This is a genomic window from Mycobacterium aquaticum (assembly GCF_002086485.1).
Classification (GTDB): domain Bacteria; phylum Actinomycetota; class Actinomycetes; order Mycobacteriales; family Mycobacteriaceae; genus Mycobacterium; species Mycobacterium aquaticum.
In genome coordinates this window covers 82443-98505 of the sequence record NZ_MVHF01000005.1, presented here as the reverse complement: position 1 = coordinate 98505, position 16063 = coordinate 82443, and the positions used below count along the sequence as shown (strand labels likewise).

16 protein-coding genes are annotated in these 16063 nt (G+C 67.7%); 7 read left to right on the top strand and 9 right to left on the bottom strand.

Annotation, left to right across the window (positions count from 1 at the left end):
- Nucleotides 1–2: 2 nt before the first annotated feature.
- Together BST13_RS07360 and serA are read right to left on the bottom strand one after the other, a co-directional pair.
- Entirely contained in the window at nt 3–1013 is a 1011-nt protein-coding gene (locus tag BST13_RS07360; RefSeq protein WP_083162148.1) for a 3-isopropylmalate dehydrogenase, read from the bottom strand.
- Nucleotides 1010–2596, bottom strand: coding sequence for a phosphoglycerate dehydrogenase (gene serA, locus BST13_RS07355; RefSeq protein ID WP_083162146.1), 1587 nt, complete (start codon nt 2594–2596; stop codon nt 1010–1012). Before serA ends, BST13_RS07360 begins: the two co-directional genes overlap by 4 nt.
- A gap of 59 nt (nt 2597–2655) precedes the next feature.
- Between serA and BST13_RS07350 the strand changes: the two genes are divergently transcribed.
- From BST13_RS07350 to BST13_RS07340, 3 genes are read left to right on the top strand one after another with little or no spacing between them, the layout of a single operon-like run.
- Nucleotides 2656–4083, top strand: a complete 1428-nt coding sequence (locus tag BST13_RS07350) for a phytoene desaturase family protein (RefSeq protein WP_083162144.1) — start codon at nt 2656–2658, stop codon at nt 4081–4083.
- On the top strand, nt 4080–4679 hold the full coding sequence (gene wrbA, locus BST13_RS07345; protein WP_083162142.1) for an NAD(P)H:quinone oxidoreductase: 600 nt from the start codon (nt 4080–4082) through the stop codon (nt 4677–4679). Before BST13_RS07350 ends, wrbA begins: the two co-directional genes overlap by 4 nt.
- Nucleotides 4680–4725: 46 nt before the next feature.
- On the top strand, nt 4726–5067 hold the full coding sequence (locus BST13_RS07340) for a hypothetical protein (protein WP_083162140.1): 342 nt from the start codon (nt 4726–4728) through the stop codon (nt 5065–5067).
- A gap of 71 nt (nt 5068–5138) precedes the next feature.
- Here the strand turns inward: BST13_RS07340 and ilvC are convergent, their stop codons facing one another.
- Genes ilvC through BST13_RS07325 form a run of 3 tightly spaced genes read right to left on the bottom strand, consistent with a single transcriptional unit; the run spans nt 5139 to nt 8574 of the window.
- A complete protein-coding gene (ilvC, locus tag BST13_RS07335; RefSeq protein WP_211296035.1) occupies nt 5139–6140 on the bottom strand; it encodes a ketol-acid reductoisomerase in 1002 nt (333 codons plus the stop codon).
- Between the two features lie 59 nt (nt 6141–6199).
- Nucleotides 6200–6712: an acetolactate synthase small subunit gene (ilvN, locus tag BST13_RS07330; RefSeq protein ID WP_083162136.1), complete on the bottom strand. Its 513-nt coding sequence runs from the start codon at nt 6710–6712 to the stop codon at nt 6200–6202.
- Nucleotides 6712–8574: an acetolactate synthase large subunit gene (locus BST13_RS07325; RefSeq protein ID WP_083162134.1), complete on the bottom strand. Its 1863-nt coding sequence runs from the start codon at nt 8572–8574 to the stop codon at nt 6712–6714. Before BST13_RS07325 ends, ilvN begins: the two co-directional genes overlap by 1 nt.
- A 296-nt stretch (nt 8575–8870) precedes the next feature.
- Between BST13_RS07325 and BST13_RS07320 the strand changes: the two genes are divergently transcribed.
- Nucleotides 8871–9269 (top strand): PH domain-containing protein, encoded by a 399-nt coding sequence (locus BST13_RS07320; protein WP_095533440.1) that lies wholly within the window; start codon nt 8871–8873, stop codon nt 9267–9269.
- A 35-nt stretch (nt 9270–9304) separates the two neighbouring features.
- On the opposite strand, the gene BST13_RS07315 is transcribed toward BST13_RS07320, so the two are convergent.
- Nucleotides 9305–10156, bottom strand: coding sequence for a DoxX family protein (locus BST13_RS07315; protein WP_083162132.1), 852 nt, complete (start codon nt 10154–10156; stop codon nt 9305–9307).
- A gap of 146 nt (nt 10157–10302) precedes the next feature.
- Here BST13_RS07315 and BST13_RS07310 point away from each other — a divergent pair, with 146 nt between their 5' ends.
- Both BST13_RS07310 and BST13_RS07305 read left to right on the top strand, forming a co-directional pair.
- Nucleotides 10303–11424, top strand: coding sequence for a PQQ-dependent sugar dehydrogenase (locus tag BST13_RS07310; RefSeq protein WP_170064265.1), 1122 nt, complete (start codon nt 10303–10305; stop codon nt 11422–11424).
- 93 nt (nt 11425–11517) lie between these two features.
- Nucleotides 11518–12144 (top strand): TetR/AcrR family transcriptional regulator, encoded by a 627-nt coding sequence (locus BST13_RS07305; protein ID WP_083162510.1) that lies wholly within the window; start codon nt 11518–11520, stop codon nt 12142–12144.
- A gap of 3 nt (nt 12145–12147) precedes the next feature.
- On the opposite strand, the gene gatB is transcribed toward BST13_RS07305, so the two are convergent.
- The gene (gene gatB, locus BST13_RS07300; RefSeq protein WP_083162130.1) at nt 12148–13653 is read right to left on the bottom strand and encodes an Asp-tRNA(Asn)/Glu-tRNA(Gln) amidotransferase subunit GatB; all 1506 of its coding nucleotides are present in this window, start codon (nt 13651–13653) and stop codon (nt 12148–12150) included.
- A gap of 24 nt (nt 13654–13677) precedes the next feature.
- Nucleotides 13678–14151 (bottom strand): MarR family winged helix-turn-helix transcriptional regulator, encoded by a 474-nt coding sequence (locus BST13_RS07295; RefSeq protein WP_083162128.1) that lies wholly within the window; start codon nt 14149–14151, stop codon nt 13678–13680.
- 74 nt (nt 14152–14225) lie between these two features.
- On the opposite strand from BST13_RS07295, the gene BST13_RS07290 reads away from it, so the two are divergent.
- Nucleotides 14226–14918: an NAD(P)-dependent oxidoreductase gene (locus BST13_RS07290; RefSeq protein ID WP_083162508.1), complete on the top strand. Its 693-nt coding sequence runs from the start codon at nt 14226–14228 to the stop codon at nt 14916–14918.
- 106 nt (nt 14919–15024) lie between these two features.
- On the opposite strand, the gene BST13_RS07285 is transcribed toward BST13_RS07290, so the two are convergent.
- Entirely contained in the window at nt 15025–16056 is a 1032-nt protein-coding gene (locus BST13_RS07285) for an ATP-dependent 6-phosphofructokinase (RefSeq protein WP_083162126.1), read from the bottom strand.
- Nucleotides 16057–16063: the final 7 nt, after the last annotated feature.

Sequence of the window (16063 nt, the reverse complement as noted above, 5' to 3'; positions counted from 1 at the left end):
ACTCAGAGCAGCGACAGGATCCGCTCGCCGACCTCGCTGGTGGAGAGCTTCGTGTCCCCGCGAGTGGCCAGATGCTCGGATACCGCCTTGTCCACCCGTGCCGCGGCATCGGTTTCGCCGACATGCGCCAGCAGCAGCGCGACACTCATCACCGCAGCCGTCGGATCGGCGATGCCCTGCCCCGCGATGTCCGGCGCACTGCCGTGCACAGGTTCGAACATGGACGGATTGGTCCGCGTCGCATCGATGTTGCCGCTGGCGGCCAACCCGATGCCGCCGCACACCGCGGCGGCCAGGTCGGTGATGATGTCGCCGAACAGGTTGTCGGTGACGATGACGTCGAACCGGCCGGGGTCGGTGACCATGTGGATGGTGGCCGCGTCGATGTGCTGGTAGGCAACCTCGACATCGGGGAATTCCTGACCGACCTCGGCCACCACGCGCGACCACAGGCCGCCGGCGAACGCCAGCACGTTGGTCTTGTGCACCAAGGTCAGATGCTTGCGCCGGGACTGAGCTCGCGTGAAGGCGTCCCGCACCACCCGCTCGACACCGTATGCGGTGTTGACGCTGACCTCGGTGGCCACCTCATGCGGCGTACCGACCCGCAGCGCCCCGCCGTTACCGGTGTAAGGACCTTCGGTGCCTTCGCGCACCACGACGAAGTCGATGCCCGACACGCCCGAAAGTGGGCTGCTGACACCGGGATAGAGCCGTCCGGGACGCAGGTTGACGTGGTGGTCCAACGCGAAGCGCAGCTTGAGCAGCAGGCCGCGTTCCAGCACGCCGCTGGGTACCGACGGGTCGCCGATGGCGCCGAGCAGGATGGCGTCGTAGCCGCGCAGTTCCTCGATGGTGGCCTCGGTGAGCAGTTCACCGGTCGCGTGGTAGCGCCGGGCGCCCAGGTCGTATTCGGTCTTCTCGACTCCGGGCAGCACGGCGTCGAGCACCTTGACGGCCTCGGCGATGACCTCGGGGCCGATGCCGTCGCCGGCGATGATCGCTAATCTCACGACAGATCAACCACTTCCAGCGTGCTGGCGCCGACCGCCGAGGCGATCGCGGCGCGCACGTCCTCGGGGACATCGGTATCCAGGCGCAGCATGACCGTGGCGTGGTCGCCCGTGGTGTCCTGGCTCAGCTGGGCGGCGACGATGTTGACGTTGGCGCCGCCGAGCAGCGTGCCGATCTTGCCGAGGGCTCCCGGCTGGTCGCTGTAGTTCACGATCAGGTTGTATCCCTCGGCGCGCAGGTCGAAGTTGCGTCCGTTGATCTGGACGATCTTCTCCACCAACTGCGGCCCGGACAGCGTGCCCGCCACATTGAGCGAGGAACCGTCGGCGTGGACCGCACGGACGTCGACGACGCTGCGGTGGTTGGGACTCTCGGTGGCGGTGCTGATCTCGGATGTCACCCCGCGGTCCGCGGCGAGCGCGGGTGCGTTGACGAACGTGACCTGCTCGTCGACCACCGCGGAGAACAGCCCGCGCAGCGCCGAAAGCTTCAGGATCTCAACGTCTTCGGAGGCCAGCTCACCGCGGACCTGCACGGACAGCGTCACCGGCGGCGCGTCGGAGAGGACACCGACCAACAGACCGAGCTTGCGGACCAGGTCGAGCCACGGAGCCACCTCTTCGCCGACGGCGCCACCGCCGACGTTGACAGCGTCCGGCACGAATTCGCCGGCCAGCGCCAGCTTCACACTGGCCGCGACATCGGTACCGGCCCGGTCCTGGGCCTCCTCGGTCGAGGCGCCCAGGTGCGGGGTGACGACGACCTGCGGCAGCTCGAACAGCGGGCTGTCGGTGCACGGCTCGGTGGCGAACACGTCGAGACCGGCGGCCCGGACATGACCGCTGGTGATGGCGTCGGCGAGCGCCTGCTCGTCGATCAGGCCACCGCGCGCGGCATTGACGATGATCACGCCCGGCTTGGTCTTGGCAAGGTTCTCCTTGCCGATGAGACCGGCGGTTTCCTTGGTCTTGGGCAGGTGCACCGAGATGAAGTCGGCACGGCCGAGCAGTTCGTCGAGGGACAACAATTCGATGCCGAGCTGGGCCGCGCGGGCCTGCGACACGTAGGGGTCGTACGCGACGATGTGGGCGCCGAACGCGGCGAGCCGCTGGGCGACGAGCTGGCCGATGCGGCCCAGGCCCACCACGCCGACGGTCTTGCCGAAGATCTCGGTACCGGAGAACGACGAGCGCTTCCAGGTGTGGTCGCGCAGAGTCGCGTCCGCGGCCGGGATCTGGCGAGCCGCCGAAAGCAGCAGTGCCAGGGCGTGCTCCGCGGCGCTGTGGATGTTGGAGGTCGGGGCGTTGACGACCAGCACGCCACGGGCGGTGGCGGCGTCGACGTCGACGTTGTCCAGACCGACACCGGCGCGGGCGACGATCTTGAGTTTCGGGGCGGCGGCGAGCACTTCGGCGTCGACGGTGGTGGCCGAACGCACCAGCAGGGCATCCGCCTCGGGCACCGCAGCCAGGAGTTTCTCGCGGTCCGGTCCGTCGACCCACCGGACCTCTACTTGGTCGCCGAGAGCGGCGACGGTTGATTCGGCGAGCTTGTCGGCGATCAGTACAACGGGGAGACTCACGCGGACAGCCTAGTGTGTGGGCCTTACCACGCCTGCACCGCGTGCGGTGTACTGGTGGCGTGGACGTCACCGTCGTCGGCAGCGGCCCCAACGGCTTGGCCGCAGCCGTGGTCTGTGCCCGTGCCGGCCTGTCGGTCCGGGTGATCGAAGGCCAGCCGACCGCGGGTGGCGGCACGCGGACCGCCGCCGACCCCGAGTACCCCGGCGTGGCGCACGACGTGTGCTCGGCCGTGCACCCGTTGGCCTACGCGTCACCGTTCTTCGCCGAGTTCGGGCTGGCCGACCGCATCGAACTGAACGTGCCGGAGATCTCCTACGCCAATCCGCTGCCCGGCCGGCCCGCGGCGCTGGCCTACCGCGACCTCGATCACACCTGCGCCGAGTTGACCGACGGGGCGTCGTGGCGCTGGCTCCTGGGCCCGATGGTGCAGCGCAGTGCAGCGGCTACCGCGTTCGTGCTTGGCGACAAGCGCTCGGTGCCGCCCGATCCGGTCACCTCGGCCCGGCTTGCCCTGAGAATGCTGACGCAGGGCGGCCCCGCGTGGGGACTGCTGCGGGGTGATGACGCCCGCGCGTTGTTCAGCGGCGTCGCCGCACACACGATTTCGCAGATGCCGTCGATGACGTCGTCGGGCCTGGGCATGATGCTGGCGGTGCTGGCGCACTCGGTCGGGTGGCCCGTCCCGACCGGTGGCAGCCAGGCCATCGCCGACGCGTTGATCGCCGACTTGCTGGACCACGGTGGCGAATTGGTGCTCGGCCAACCGGTCACCGAACCGCCGCGCGGAGTCGTGCTCTACGACACGCCGGCCAAGGCGTTGCTGAGCATCTACGGTGACCGGCTGCCCTCGCGGTACGCCGCGGCGTTGCGACGGCTGCGGCCCAATCCCGGCGTCGCCAAGGTCGATTTCGTGCTGGCCGACGAGATTCCCTGGCGCGACAGCCGACTGGCGCACTCGGTCACCTTCCACCTGGGCGGCACTCGCCCGCAGATGGCCCGCGCGGAGCGCGAGATCGCCGCGGGCAGGCATGCCGACTGGCCCATGGTGCTGGCCGCGTCGCCACACGTCGCCGACCCGAAACGAATTGACGCACAAGGCCGTCGGCCGTTCTGGAGTTACATACACGTACCGCGGGACTCACCGGTCGATCAAACCGAGACCGTCATCGAGATCATGGAACGCTTCGCTCCCGGATTCCGCGACATCGTCGTCGCGACCCGCGGTGTGCCCGCATCCCGGCTGTCCGAGCACAACGCCAACCTCACCGGAGGGGACATCACCGGTGGCGGCAACAGCGCATGGCGTGCCCTGGCCGGGCCGACGCTGCGGCTGAATCCGTGGGCGACGCCGGTGCCGGGCGCGTACCTCTGTTCGGCGGCCGCACCCCCCAACGGCGGCGTGCACGGCATGTCCGGCTACTACGCCGCACGCACCGCCCTGAAACGCGAGTTCGGCATCACGACCATGCCTAAGCTGGCGCCATGACCAAAGTCGCCGTCATCTACTACTCCGCCACCGGGCACGGCTCGTCCATGGCGCGCCGCGTCGCCGCCGCTGCCGAAGCCGCAGGCGCCGAGGTACGGGTGCGACCCGTCGCCGAGACCCAGACCCCGGAATCGTTCGCCCACAACCCGGCCTGGACCGCGAATTACCAAGCCACCAAGGATCTTCCGGCCGCAACCGGCGACGACATCGTCTGGGCCGACGCGGTGATCTTCGGCTCCCCCACCCGGTTCGGTTCTGTCGCTTCGCAATTGCGCGCCTTCCTCGATTCGCTCGGTGGGCTGTGGTCACAGGGCCAGCTCGCCGACAAGGTGTACGCGGGGTTCACCTCGACCAACACCCCCCACGGCGGGCAAGAGACCACGCTGCTCACCCTATACGTCACGCTGATGCACTGGGGCGGCATCATCGTGGCGCCGGGTTACACCGACCCACTCAAGTTCGTCGACGGCAACCCCTACGGCGCAAGCCTGTTGGCCAACCATGACAACATCGACGAGTTCGACGAGACCACCTACAACGCGCTCGATCATCTGGCGCGTCGCGTGGTGCACGTCGCAGATCGGCTCGGGTCGTAGGAAACTGCTGCGTCGGCGCCTCATCGGCCGGCCCTAGGGTTGTGCCGTGAGCACTTGGGGAGTCGCACGCCTGGTCGGATCCGTTCCGCACACCGACCGACTCAGGAAGCTACTGACCGTGGGCGACCTGGAGCTGTACCAGGTCAGCCCGCCGCTGTGGGGCTATCACGTGATCGCCGCCGAGCAGACCATGTGGGCCATGCGGGCGCAGTGCATCTACCCGGACGGCCGCATCGAACCTGCCGAACCCGACGACCCGGTGTCGACGGACCTGTACGGGGTCACCGGCGAGGGCCTGCAGATCGAGCGGGACGAGAAGTTGCCCGGCAGCGCCGACGGCAGGAACGTCGCCCGCACGCTGGCCGGCATCGGCTACCGGATCATTTAGAACGCGAAAGGCCAGTTATTGCACGCTTTTTCGCAGTTCGCGTGCAATAACTGGCCAGTCGACGGGTGAAATCAGGCCGTTTCGGTGATCGGCCGGTCGACCCAGCTCATCAGGTCGCGCAGCTTCTTGCCGGTGACCTCGATCGGGTGCTCGGCATTCTCCTTGCGCAGGCCCTCGAGCTCCTTGTTGCCGTTCTCGACGTTGGCGACGAGGCGCTTGACGAACGTGCCGTCCTGGATGTCCTTGAGGATGGCGCGCATGCGCTCCTTGGTGTCGGCGTCGATGACCCGCGGGCCCGACAGGTAGCCACCGAACTCCGCGGTGTCGGACACCGAGTAGTTCATCCGCGCGATGCCACCCTCGTACATCAGGTCGACGATGAGCTTGAGCTCGTGCAGCACCTCGAAGTACGCCATCTCGGGGGCGTAGCCCGCCTCGACCATGACCTCGAAGCCGGCCTTGACCAGCTCTTCGGTGCCACCGCAGAGCACGGCCTGCTCACCGAACAGGTCGGTCTCGGTCTCTTCCTTGAACGTGGTCTTGATGACGCCTGCGCGGGCACCACCGATCGCGGCGGCGTAGGACAGCGCCAGGGCCTGGCCCTCACCCTTGGGGTCCTGGTCGATGGCGATCAGGCAGGGCACGCCCTTGCCGTCGACGAACTGGCGACGCACCAGGTGGCCGGGGCCCTTGGGGGCGACCATGCCGACAGTGACGTTGGCCGGGGGCTTGATCAGACCGAAGTGGATGTTGAGGCCATGGCCGAAGAACAGCGCGTTGCCGTCCTCGAGGTTGGGCTCGATGTCGTTCTTGAAGATCTCGGCCTGAGCGGTGTCGGGCGCGAGCACCATGATCACGTCGGCCCACTTGGCCACCTCAGCCGGGGTGTCGACCTCCAGGCCCTGCTCCTCGACCTTGACGCGGGACTTCGAGCCCTCTTTCAGACCGACCTTGACCTGCACACCCGAGTCGCGCAGCGACAGCGAATGGGCGTGGCCCTGGCTGCCGTAGCCGATCACACCGACCTTGCGGCCCTGGATGATCGACAGATCCGCGTCGTCGTCGTAGAACAGTTCGATTGCCATGCGTGAGTTTTCCTTCTCTTTCCTAGCTCTACAGCTTGATTGTGACGCTACTTCGCGGTCCCGATGCCGCGCGGACCGCGTGACACCGACACCACGCCGGACTGCGCAAGCTCCCGGATACCGTACGGCTCCAGGACGCGCAATAGGGCTTCCAATTTCTCCTGCGTGCCGGTGGCCTCGACGGTCAGCGACTCGGTCGACACGTCGACGACCTTCGCCCGGAACAGGTTGACCGCTTCGATGACCTGACTGCGGGTGCTGGCATCGGCGCGCACCTTGATCAGGGCCAGCTCGCGGGCCACCGAATTGTCCTCGTCCTGCTCGACGATCTTGATCACGTTGATCAGCTTGTTGAGCTGCTTGGTGATCTGCTCCAGCGGCGAGTCCTCGACACTGACCACGATGGTCATCCGGGACATGTCCTTCTGCTCGGTCGCACCGACGGCCAGCGACTGGATGTTGTAGCCGCGCCGCGAGAACAACGACGCCACGCGCGCGAGCACGCCCGGCTTGTCTTCGACCAGCACCGACAAGGTGTGGGTGGGAGTTGCGTTATTCATCAGGCATGCCCCTCGTTGCCCTCGTCGTCAAACAACGGCCGGATGTTGCGGGCCGCCATGATCTCGTCGTTGCTGGTGCCTGCGGCGACCATCGGCCACACCTGCGCGTCGGCGCCGACGATGAAGTCGATCACCACCGGGCGGTCGTTGATGGCCTGCGCCTGCCGGATCACGTCCTCGACGTCTTCGGCACGCTCACAACGCAATCCGACGCAGCCCAGGGCCTCGGCCAGCTTGACGAAGTCCGGGATCCGGTGCGAGTGGGTGGCCAGGTTGGTCTGGCTGTAGCGCTCGTCGTAGAACAGCGTCTGCCACTGCCGCACCATGCCCAGGTTGCCGTTGTTGATCAGCGCGACCTTGATGGGCGCACCCTCGACGGCGCAGGTGGCCAACTCCTGGTTGGTCATCTGGAAGCAGCCGTCACCGTCGATGGCCCACACCTCGGCGTCGGGCCGGGCGAACTTCGCGCCCATGGCGGCCGGAACGGCGAAGCCCATGGTGCCGAGGCCACCCGAGTTCAGCCACGTGCGCGGGTTCTCGTACTTGACGAACTGCGCGGCCCACATCTGGTGCTGGCCCACGCCGGCGACATACACGGCGTCGGGCCCGGCCAGCTTGCCCAGGGTCTCGATCACGTACTCGGGGCTCAGGCTGCCGTCGCTCTGCGGGCCGTAGCTCAGCGGATAGGTGGACTTGATCCCGGACAGGTACTCCCACCAGTTGTCCAGTTTCAGCGTTGCCGCACTGGTGCCGATCTTGCGCAGCGCCTCGGTCAGATCGGTGATGACGGCCTTGACGTCGCCCACGATCGGGACGTCGGCGTGCCGGTTCTTGCCGATCTCGGCCGGGTCGATGTCGGCGTGGATCACCTTGGCATCCGGGGCGAACGAGGACAGCTGGCCCGTCACCCGGTCATCGAAGCGGGTGCCCAGTGCGATCAGCAGGTCGCTCTTCTGCAGCGCCGCCACGGCCGAGACCGTGCCGTGCATGCCAGGCATCCCCATGTGCTGGGGGTGGCTGTCCGGGAAAGCGCCGCGGGCCATGAGCGTGGTGACCACCGGGATGCCGGTCAGCTCGGCCAGTTCCAGCAACTGCTCACTGGCATCACCGCGGATGACGCCGCCACCGACATAGAGCACCGGCTTGGCGGCCTCCGAGATCAGCTTGGCGGCCTCCCGGATCTGGCGGTTGTGCGGCTTGGTGTTCGGCTTGTAGCCGGGCAGGTCGATGCGCGGCGGCCAGCTGAACGTGCACTGCCCCTGCAGGATGTCCTTGGGGATGTCGACGAGAACCGCGCCGGGCCGTCCGCTCGCCGCGATGTGGAACGCCTCGGCGATGACCTTGGGGATGTCGTCGCCGCTGCGCACCAGGAAGTTGTGCTTGGTGATCGGCATCGTGATGCCGGAGATGTCGGCTTCCTGGAAAGCGTCGGTGCCGATCAGGCTGCGTCCGACCTGACCGGTGATCGCCACCACCGGAATCGAATCCATCTGAGCGTCGGCCAGCGGTGTCACCAGATTGGTGGCACCCGGACCCGACGTCGCCATCATCACGCCGACCTTGCCGGTGGCGTGGGCGTAGCCGCTCGCGGCGTGACCGGCGCCCTGCTCGTGGCGCACCAGCACGTGGCGCAGCTTCTGCGAGTCGAAGAGCGGATCGTAGACGGGCAGCACCGCCCCGCCGGGGATGCCGAAGATGACGTCGACGCCGATCTCCTCCAGCGACCGGATGACCGCCTGGGCGCCCGTCATCTGAAGCGGCGCAACCCTTTTCGACTGGGACTGGGTGGACTGGGCGGCGGTCGACGTGCCGTTGGCAGGGCCGGCTGACTGTTCGGGCGGTCGCGTTGTCGGTGCGCTCACGGTTTCCTCTTCACGTTCTCTTCGGAAATCTCGGTTGTCAATGATGGTCAGACGCGCTGGAAGCAACAAAAAACCCCCGTCAGCAGGCTGCTGTACGAGGGTGGCGCGTCGATGCTGGTGGCTATGCCCGGCAGGGGGCCAGCGCGGCATCAACGCGCCAACCAATTACTACGAGCAATCCCGGGGTCTGCATAACCGTTGACGGTAGCTGCCGCACAGGTCGAAGGTCAAATTGCGGCCCGCCTGCGCTGACCGCCCGGGACACCGGGCCGGACCCGACGGCGCGCAGTGCAAGGATGGATGTCGTGAGTTCCCGTTCTGCAACCAAACCGGTCGTCGTCCGAATGTCGCCGATGGCGCACATCGCGGTCGGATTCTTTGCACTCGGCCTGCTGACGTTGGTGCTCACCAATCCCACGTGGGGCACGCCGCTGCTGATTCTGCCGATCGGGTTGTCCTACGCCATCATCCGCTACCGGACCGTCGCCGATCATGACAACGTGACCGCGCGCTCGCTGCTCGGCAGCCGCACGGTGGCGTGGTCGGAGATCGACGGTCTGCGGTTCGACCGGTCGTCGTGGGCCGTCGCCCACTTGCGCGACGGATCGGAACTGCGCCTGCCCGCCGTCACGTTTGCGGTGCTTCCGCTGCTCACCGAGGTGAGCGGCGGACGCGTCCCTAACCCGTACGCGTAGCGGAGCACTTCCACCACGCGTAGCGCCGAGCGCGCTCAGCGCAGCGGGTTTCCGCCGTTGAGCAGGGCCCACAGTCCGATGCCGACGCCGATGCCCACCAGCAGCGCGACGAACGATCCGACGAATGGGCGCCGGGCCCAGCCCCGTCCGGCGTCGAAGCCGTACCGCCCCGGGCCGGTCAGCACGAGCGCCGCGGCGACGGCAACGGGAATCAGCCGGTATTCGTGGCCGTCGGTGAGGAAACTCGACAACCGGGCATCCTCGTGCGCGGCCATCGCGTCGACCAGCACGCCGTTGATCAGGTAGGCCAGTGTGCCGGCCGCCGCGACAGGGGTGAACAGACCCAGGACAAGCAGCACGCCGAGGGCCAGTTCGCCGCCGGTCGCGACGTAGGTCACGATGTCGGCGTGCTGGAAGCCTGCCTGCTGCAGCCAGGTCTTGAACCCGTCCAGGCCGGGGCCGCCCCACCAGCCGAATGCCTTCTGCAGGCCGTGGATGATCAGCAGCCCGCCCACGGCCAGGCGCAGGATGAGCAAGCCGAGGTCCTGGGTGCCCCGTCGGCCCGCCGCTCTGACACGGTCGTCGAGCAGGGGGTCACGTTCGATCTCGGCGGGTTCGGCACCGTATGGGCCGAGGGGCTGCCGCAGGCCCGGCTGCACGTAGGGCAGCGGCTCGGGCTCGCCCATCAGCGGGAAACCCGACTGATCGGCCGGCTTGGCGGAGTCGTACCGCGGGATGGCGGTGGTTTCGAAATCGCCGCCGTAGGTGGCCGACGGCAGATCGTCTTCGGGGTCGACCAGGCTCGCCGTGGCAGGTCTGGCGGAGTCGCCGGTGCCCGAACTATCTGGTCTCTGCCAAGCGAGTGGGTCCTGCGAGTGACTGGTCACGCTGCCCAGGGTAAGTGCAAGTCAAGCCCGAACCGGGTATTTACCCCGGCGCTTCCGCCTGGTATTGGCCCCCGAGGTGCCGTTACCGCAAAGCACGCGGTCGCCCGGCGTGGCGAGCACTGCGCGGCAATCCGTAATCTGGCGGCATGGAATCGCGTCGGCGGATATCGGTGGTGGCCGCCGTTGTGTGTGCCGTGATGTTGGCCGGCTCGGGGTGTGCTCGGTTCAACGCGGCTCAGTCGGAGCCGTTCACCACCGAACCTCAAATGGGGCCGCCGCCGTCCTCGTCGCCGCCACCCCCTCCGCCGCTGCCGGCAAAACCTTTCCCCAAGGAATGCCCGGCGCCCGGGGTGATGCAGGGCTGCCTGGACAGCACCAGCGGTTTGATCATGGGCCCCGACAGCCAGTCGGCACTCGTCGCCGAACGGCTCACCGGAGCTGTCAAAGAGGTGTCCACCAAGGCCGAACCGAAGGTCAAGGTCGTCATCCCCGTCGATCCCTCCGGCGACGGCGGTCTGCTCGATATCGTCCTGTCCCCCACCTACGCCCAGGACCGGCTGATGTACGCCTACATCAGCACGCCGACCGACAACCGCGTCATCCGCATCGCCAACACCGATCCGCCCAAGCCGATCCTCACCGGGATCCCCAAGGGCGCGACCGGCAACACCGGCTCGCTGATCTTCACCAGTCCCACCACCTTGCTGGTGCAGACCGGTGACGCGGGCAATCCGGCCATGGCGGCCGATCCGGCCTCGCTGGCTGGCAAGGTGCTGCGGATCGAGCAGCCCACCACTGTCAATCAGGCGCCGGTCACCACCGCGTTGAGCGGCTTGGGAGCAGGCGGGGACATGTGTGTGGATCCGGCCGACGGCTCGCTGTACGTCACCGACCGCGCCCCGACCGCCGATCGACTGCAGCGGATCACCAAGGACTCGAAGGTGTCGACGGTGTGGACCTGGCCCGACCGGCCCGGGGTGGCCGGATGCGCGGCGCTCGACGGCACGGTGCTGGTGAACCTGGTCAACACCAAGAAGACCGTCGCGGTGCGGATGGCCAAGGACACCGGCGCGGTCACCGGCGAGCCGGAGGTGCTGCGGGACAACGTTCGCGGCCACGCCTGGGCGCTGCAACTCTCGCCCGACGGCAATGTGTGGGGTGCGACGGTGAACCGCACGGCCGGCGATGCCGAGAAGCTCGACGACGTGGTGTTCCCGCTGTTCCCGCAAGGTGGCGGCTTCCCCCGCAGCAACGCCGACAAGACCTGATACCCAACGCTTTTCGAGATCGCGATAGCGTCGGCAGGGCCGGCGGCGCCGACCGGACCACGCCTGCACAGCACGTCCCGTAGCATGAGCCGGATGCCCGACCGCCAGCGCCGTCGATACGCGCCGCGGCTTCCACGCGAGCAACGGCGCCAACAACTGCTCGATGCGGCCATGACAGTCCTTGCCGACTGCCCGTTGCAAGAGCTCAGCATGGAGGCCGTCGCGGAGGCAGGTGGTGTCGGTAAACCCGTGCTGTACACCGCATTTGACACCCGAGCCGAGCTGGTCGCCGCCCTGCTGACCCGCGAGCACCAGCGCGGCATGGAGCAGGTGCGCGCGGCGATGGGTACGGGCCTCTCAGACGGCGACCCCAACCGGATCTACCCCGCCGCGATGTCGGCGTTCCTGCGCTGCGCGCTGGAGAACCCGACCCGATGGCGGCTGATCCTCACGATGCCCGACAGCGTGCCCCGCGAGTATCGCGCTGCGCTGCGCACCGCCCGCTCCGAAGTCGTGACGCAGGCCGAGGAGTTGGCCAAGGCGGGCACGGCAACGGATCCGCGTCTGGCGCAACTCGACCCGGCGCTGCTCGGGCACACCATGCTCTCGTTCGCGGAGATGCTGGGTCGCCTCGCCGTCAACGATGCGACACCCTATCCCCGCGAACGACTCGAGCAATTCGCCATGGTCGCGATGACCATGTTCGCCGGAGCGGGCTGACCGCTATCCCTGGCCGCAGGCCGCCAGCACCAGCTCCCGCACGCGGGCCGCGTCGGCCGAACCCTTGGTGGCCTTCATCACGGCACCGACGACCGCACCCGCGGCCTGGACCTTGCCACCGCGGATCTTCTCGGCGATATCGGGATTGGCCGCCAACGCCTCGTCGACGGCCGCCTGGATCAGCGAATCGTCGCGCACGAGCGCCAGGCCGCGAGCCTCCATCACCTGCTCGGGCTCGCCCTCGCCGGCCAGCACGCCCTCGACCACCTGGCGGGCCAGCTTGGTGGAGAGCTTCCCGTCGTCGACCAGCTTCAGCACCGCCGCCACCTGCGCGGGCGTGATCGGCAGTGCGTCGAGTTCGACGCCACTCTCATTGGCCTTCTGCACCAGGAAGTTGCCCCACCATGCGCGCGCGCCCTCGCTGGAGGCGCCGTGCGCGACGGTGGCGGCGACCAGTTCCACGGCGCCGGCGTTGACCAGGTCGCGCATCACCTCGTCGGAGATCCCCCAGTCCTGCTGAATTCGCTTGCGCGCCAACCACGGAAGCTCCGGGATGGTGGCCCGCAGCCGGTCCACCAGCTCATCGCTCGGCGCGATCGGCTCGAGGTCGGGCTCGGGGAAGTAGCGGTAATCCTGCGCGGTCTCCTTGCTGCGGCCCGCGGTGGTGTACCCGTCCTCGTGGAAGTGGCGGGTCTCCTGCGTCACGGTGCCGCCCGCCTGCAGTACGGCGGCCTGCCTGCGCATCTCGTAGCGTACCGCCACCTCGACGCTCTTGAGCGAGTTGACGTTCTTGGTCTCGGTGCGGGTGCCGAATTCCGCGGCGCCCTTGGGCTTGAGTGACACGTTGGAGTCGCAGCGCATCGACCCCTGGTCCATCCGCACGTCGGAAACGTCCAACGCGCGCAACAGGTCCCGCAGCGCGGTGACATACGCGCGAGCGATCTCCGGTGCCCGCTCCCCAGTGCCCTCGATCGGTTTGGTGACGATCTCGATCAGCGGAACGCCTGCGCGGTTGTAATCGGCCAGCGACGTGGTGGCACCGGCGATGCGGCCGGTGTCGCTGCCCAGGTGGGTCAGCTTGCCGGTGTCCTCCTCCATGTGCGCACGTTCGATCTCGACGCGCCAGGTGGTGCCGTCGTCGAGCGGGACGTCGAGGTAGCCGTTGACCGCGATGGGCTCGTCGTACTGAGAGATCTGGTAGTTCTTGGGCTGATCGGGGTAGAAGTAGTTCTTGCGGGCAAACCGGCCCCACGGCGCGATCTGGCAGTTCAACGCCAGCCCGATGCGGATCGCCGACTCCACCGCGGCCTCGTTGAGCACCGGCAGGGAGCCGGGCAGACCGAGACACACCGGGCACACCTGGGTGTTGGGCTCGGCGCCGAACCGGTTGGCGCAGCCACAGAACATCTTGGTCGCCGTGGAGAGCTCGACGTGCACCTCCATACCCATCACGGGCTCGTAGGCGGCGAGCACGTCGTCGTAGTCAACAAGTTCCGCGGCAACAGACATGGACACGATCCTAATTGGACGGGTTCAGGCCAGGCCTGGGTGCACTCCCGGAGTCAGTCCCGCCGCGGCCGACATGCGCTGCAGCGCGGTGAGCAGGGCCGCCCGCTGCTCCTTCGACAGTGGCGCGGTGATCTGATCCTCCAGGTCACGAACCACCCGGTCCAGGCCGGGCAGCACATCGCGGGCGCTCTTGGTGAGCGACACCGCGAACGCCCTGCGGTCCGCCGGATGCGGTAGCCGCTCGACCAGGCCCTGCTCCTCCAGCGCGTCGACCATGGCCACCATCACGTTGCGGTGCAGTCCGAGGCGCACCGACAGCTCACGCTGCGACTGCCCGTCGGCCTCGGCGAGAGCGAGCAGGATCGCGGTGGCCCGCGGGTGGATGCCGAGCGATTCGAGCCGCCGTTTGAACTCGTCGGCGATGTGCGAACCGAGCTGGGACAGCAGGAACGGAATGCGCTCGTCGAGCGCGGCGATGCCGGTCGGGTCCTGCGTCATGTCCGGACACTAGCACTCGGCATGATTGTCATCTATCGTGACTATCACAACTAGTGATCAATTTGGAGGTAGTCATGCGCATCGCGATCTTCGGGGCCAACGGCGCGACCGGGCGGATCCTCACCAGGCAGGCGCTCGACGCCGGCCACGGCGTGATCGCCGTGACCCGCCATCCCGAGCAGTTCCCCATCACCGCCCCCAACCTGACCGTGGCGGGAGCCGACGTCCACGACCTCACCGCCGTCACCGCCGCGGTCGAGGGCACCGACGCCGTGCTGTCCACCCTGGGCGTCACGTTCACCATGGCACCGGTCGACACCTACTCGGTCGGCGTAGCCAACATCGTCAGCGCGATGCGCACGACCGGCGTCGATCGGCTGGCCGTCGTGAGTTCCACCGCGCTCGCCGACTATCCCGGCCGCACCGACACACCGTTCGCCTTGCGCGTGGTGCAGCCGGTGATCAGCAGCGTCTTCGGCAAGACGCTCTACGCCGACATGCGCCGGATGGAAGAGATCGTGGCCGACAGCGGACTCACTTGGACGATCGTGCGGCCCTCCGGACTTTTCGACCTGCCCTACGTCACCGAATACCTTGCCGGACAACGTGACCCGGTCGGCGCGTTCACGTCGCGCACAGACCTCGCCGACTATCTGCTGAAGCTGACCCAGTCACCGGAAACCGGTGCGACCGTGACGATTTCGACGACGGTCGACACCCCGTCAATGTGGCAGCTGCTGCGCCGCGAAGCCTTCAAGAGCGCCTGAGTTTTTCCGCCGAGTTCTTCCGCGAGCAGACATGTAAGTCCGCGACACGCGGCGTCTCGGGGACCGCCGTGTCTGCTCGCGTTGAAAACTCGCGCTGAAAACCCAGTCAGCCGAAGAACTCTGCCGCGTCGTCATACCGGTTCTGCGACACCAGCTTCAGCCTGCGCGTGGCATCGGCCAACGCCACCCGCTCGATGTTCTCGCCCCGCAGCGACACCATCATCCCGTACTCGCCGGCATGTGCGGCGTCGGCGGCATTGACCCCGAACCGAGTGGCCAGCACCCGGTCGTAGGCCGTCGGCGTGCCGCCACGCTGCACGTGACCAAGCACCGTGGTGCGCACTTCCTTCTTGATCCGCTTCTCGATCTCGACGCCGAGCTGGTGGGCGACGCCGGTGAACCGGACGTGACCGAACTCGTCGATGCCACCGTCGCGCAACTGCATCGACCCCTCGGCGGGCTTGGCGCCTTCGGCGACCACGCAGATGAAGTGCGAATCACCGCGCTGGAAGCGCTGTTTGATGAACCGGCAGACCTCTTCGACGTCGAACGGATGCTCGGGGATCAGCGTCATGTGCGCGCCGGAAGCCATGCCGGCGCTCAGTGCGATCCACCCGGCGTGGCGACCCATCACCTCGACGAGCATCACCCGCTGATGGGATTCGGCGGTACTGTGCAGGCGGTCGATGGCCTCGGTGGCGACCTGCAGCGCCGTGTCGTGGCCGAAAGTGACGTCAGTGCAATCGATGTCGTTGTCGATGGTCTTGGGCACGCCCACCACCGGAACGTTCTCCTCGGACAACCAATTCGCCGCGGTCAGCGTGCCTTCCCCGCCGATCGGGATCAGCACATCGATACCGTTGTCCTCCAACGTCTGTTTGATCCGGGGCAGCCCGGCCCGCAGCTCGTCGGGATTCACCCGCGCGGTGCCGAGCATGGTGCCGCCCTTGGCCAGCAACCGGTCGTTGCGGTCGTCGTTCTTGAGCTGAACCCGCCGGTCTTCGAGCAGACCTCGCCAACCGTCCTGGAATCCGACGACCGTCGAGCCGTACCGCACATCACAAGTACGCACCACCGCGCGGATCACCGCGTTGAGACCAGGACAGTCGCCGCCGCCGGTCAAGACTCCGATCCGCATCAGTCAG

Coding starts and splice junctions, on each gene's coding strand:
- wrbA (WP_083162142.1), top strand. CDS start 4,080: ATGACCAAAGTCGCCGTCATCTACTACTCCGCCACCGGGCACGGCTCG.
- BST13_RS07310 (WP_170064265.1), top strand. CDS start 10,303: ATGGAATCGCGTCGGCGGATATCGGTGGTGGCCGCCGTTGTGTGTGCC.
- BST13_RS07285 (WP_083162126.1), bottom strand. CDS start 16,056: ATGCGGATCGGAGTCTTGACCGGCGGCGGCGACTGTCCTGGTCTCAAC.
- BST13_RS07320 (WP_095533440.1), top strand. CDS start 8,871: ATGGATGTCGTGAGTTCCCGTTCTGCAACCAAACCGGTCGTCGTCCGA.
- ilvN (WP_083162136.1), bottom strand. CDS start 6,712: ATGAATAACGCAACTCCCACCCACACCTTGTCGGTGCTGGTCGAAGAC.
- BST13_RS07305 (WP_083162510.1), top strand. CDS start 11,518: ATGCCCGACCGCCAGCGCCGTCGATACGCGCCGCGGCTTCCACGCGAG.
- BST13_RS07290 (WP_083162508.1), top strand. CDS start 14,226: ATGCGCATCGCGATCTTCGGGGCCAACGGCGCGACCGGGCGGATCCTC.
- BST13_RS07295 (WP_083162128.1), bottom strand. CDS start 14,151: ATGACGCAGGACCCGACCGGCATCGCCGCGCTCGACGAGCGCATTCCG.
- gatB (WP_083162130.1), bottom strand. CDS start 13,653: ATGTCTGTTGCCGCGGAACTTGTTGACTACGACGACGTGCTCGCCGCC.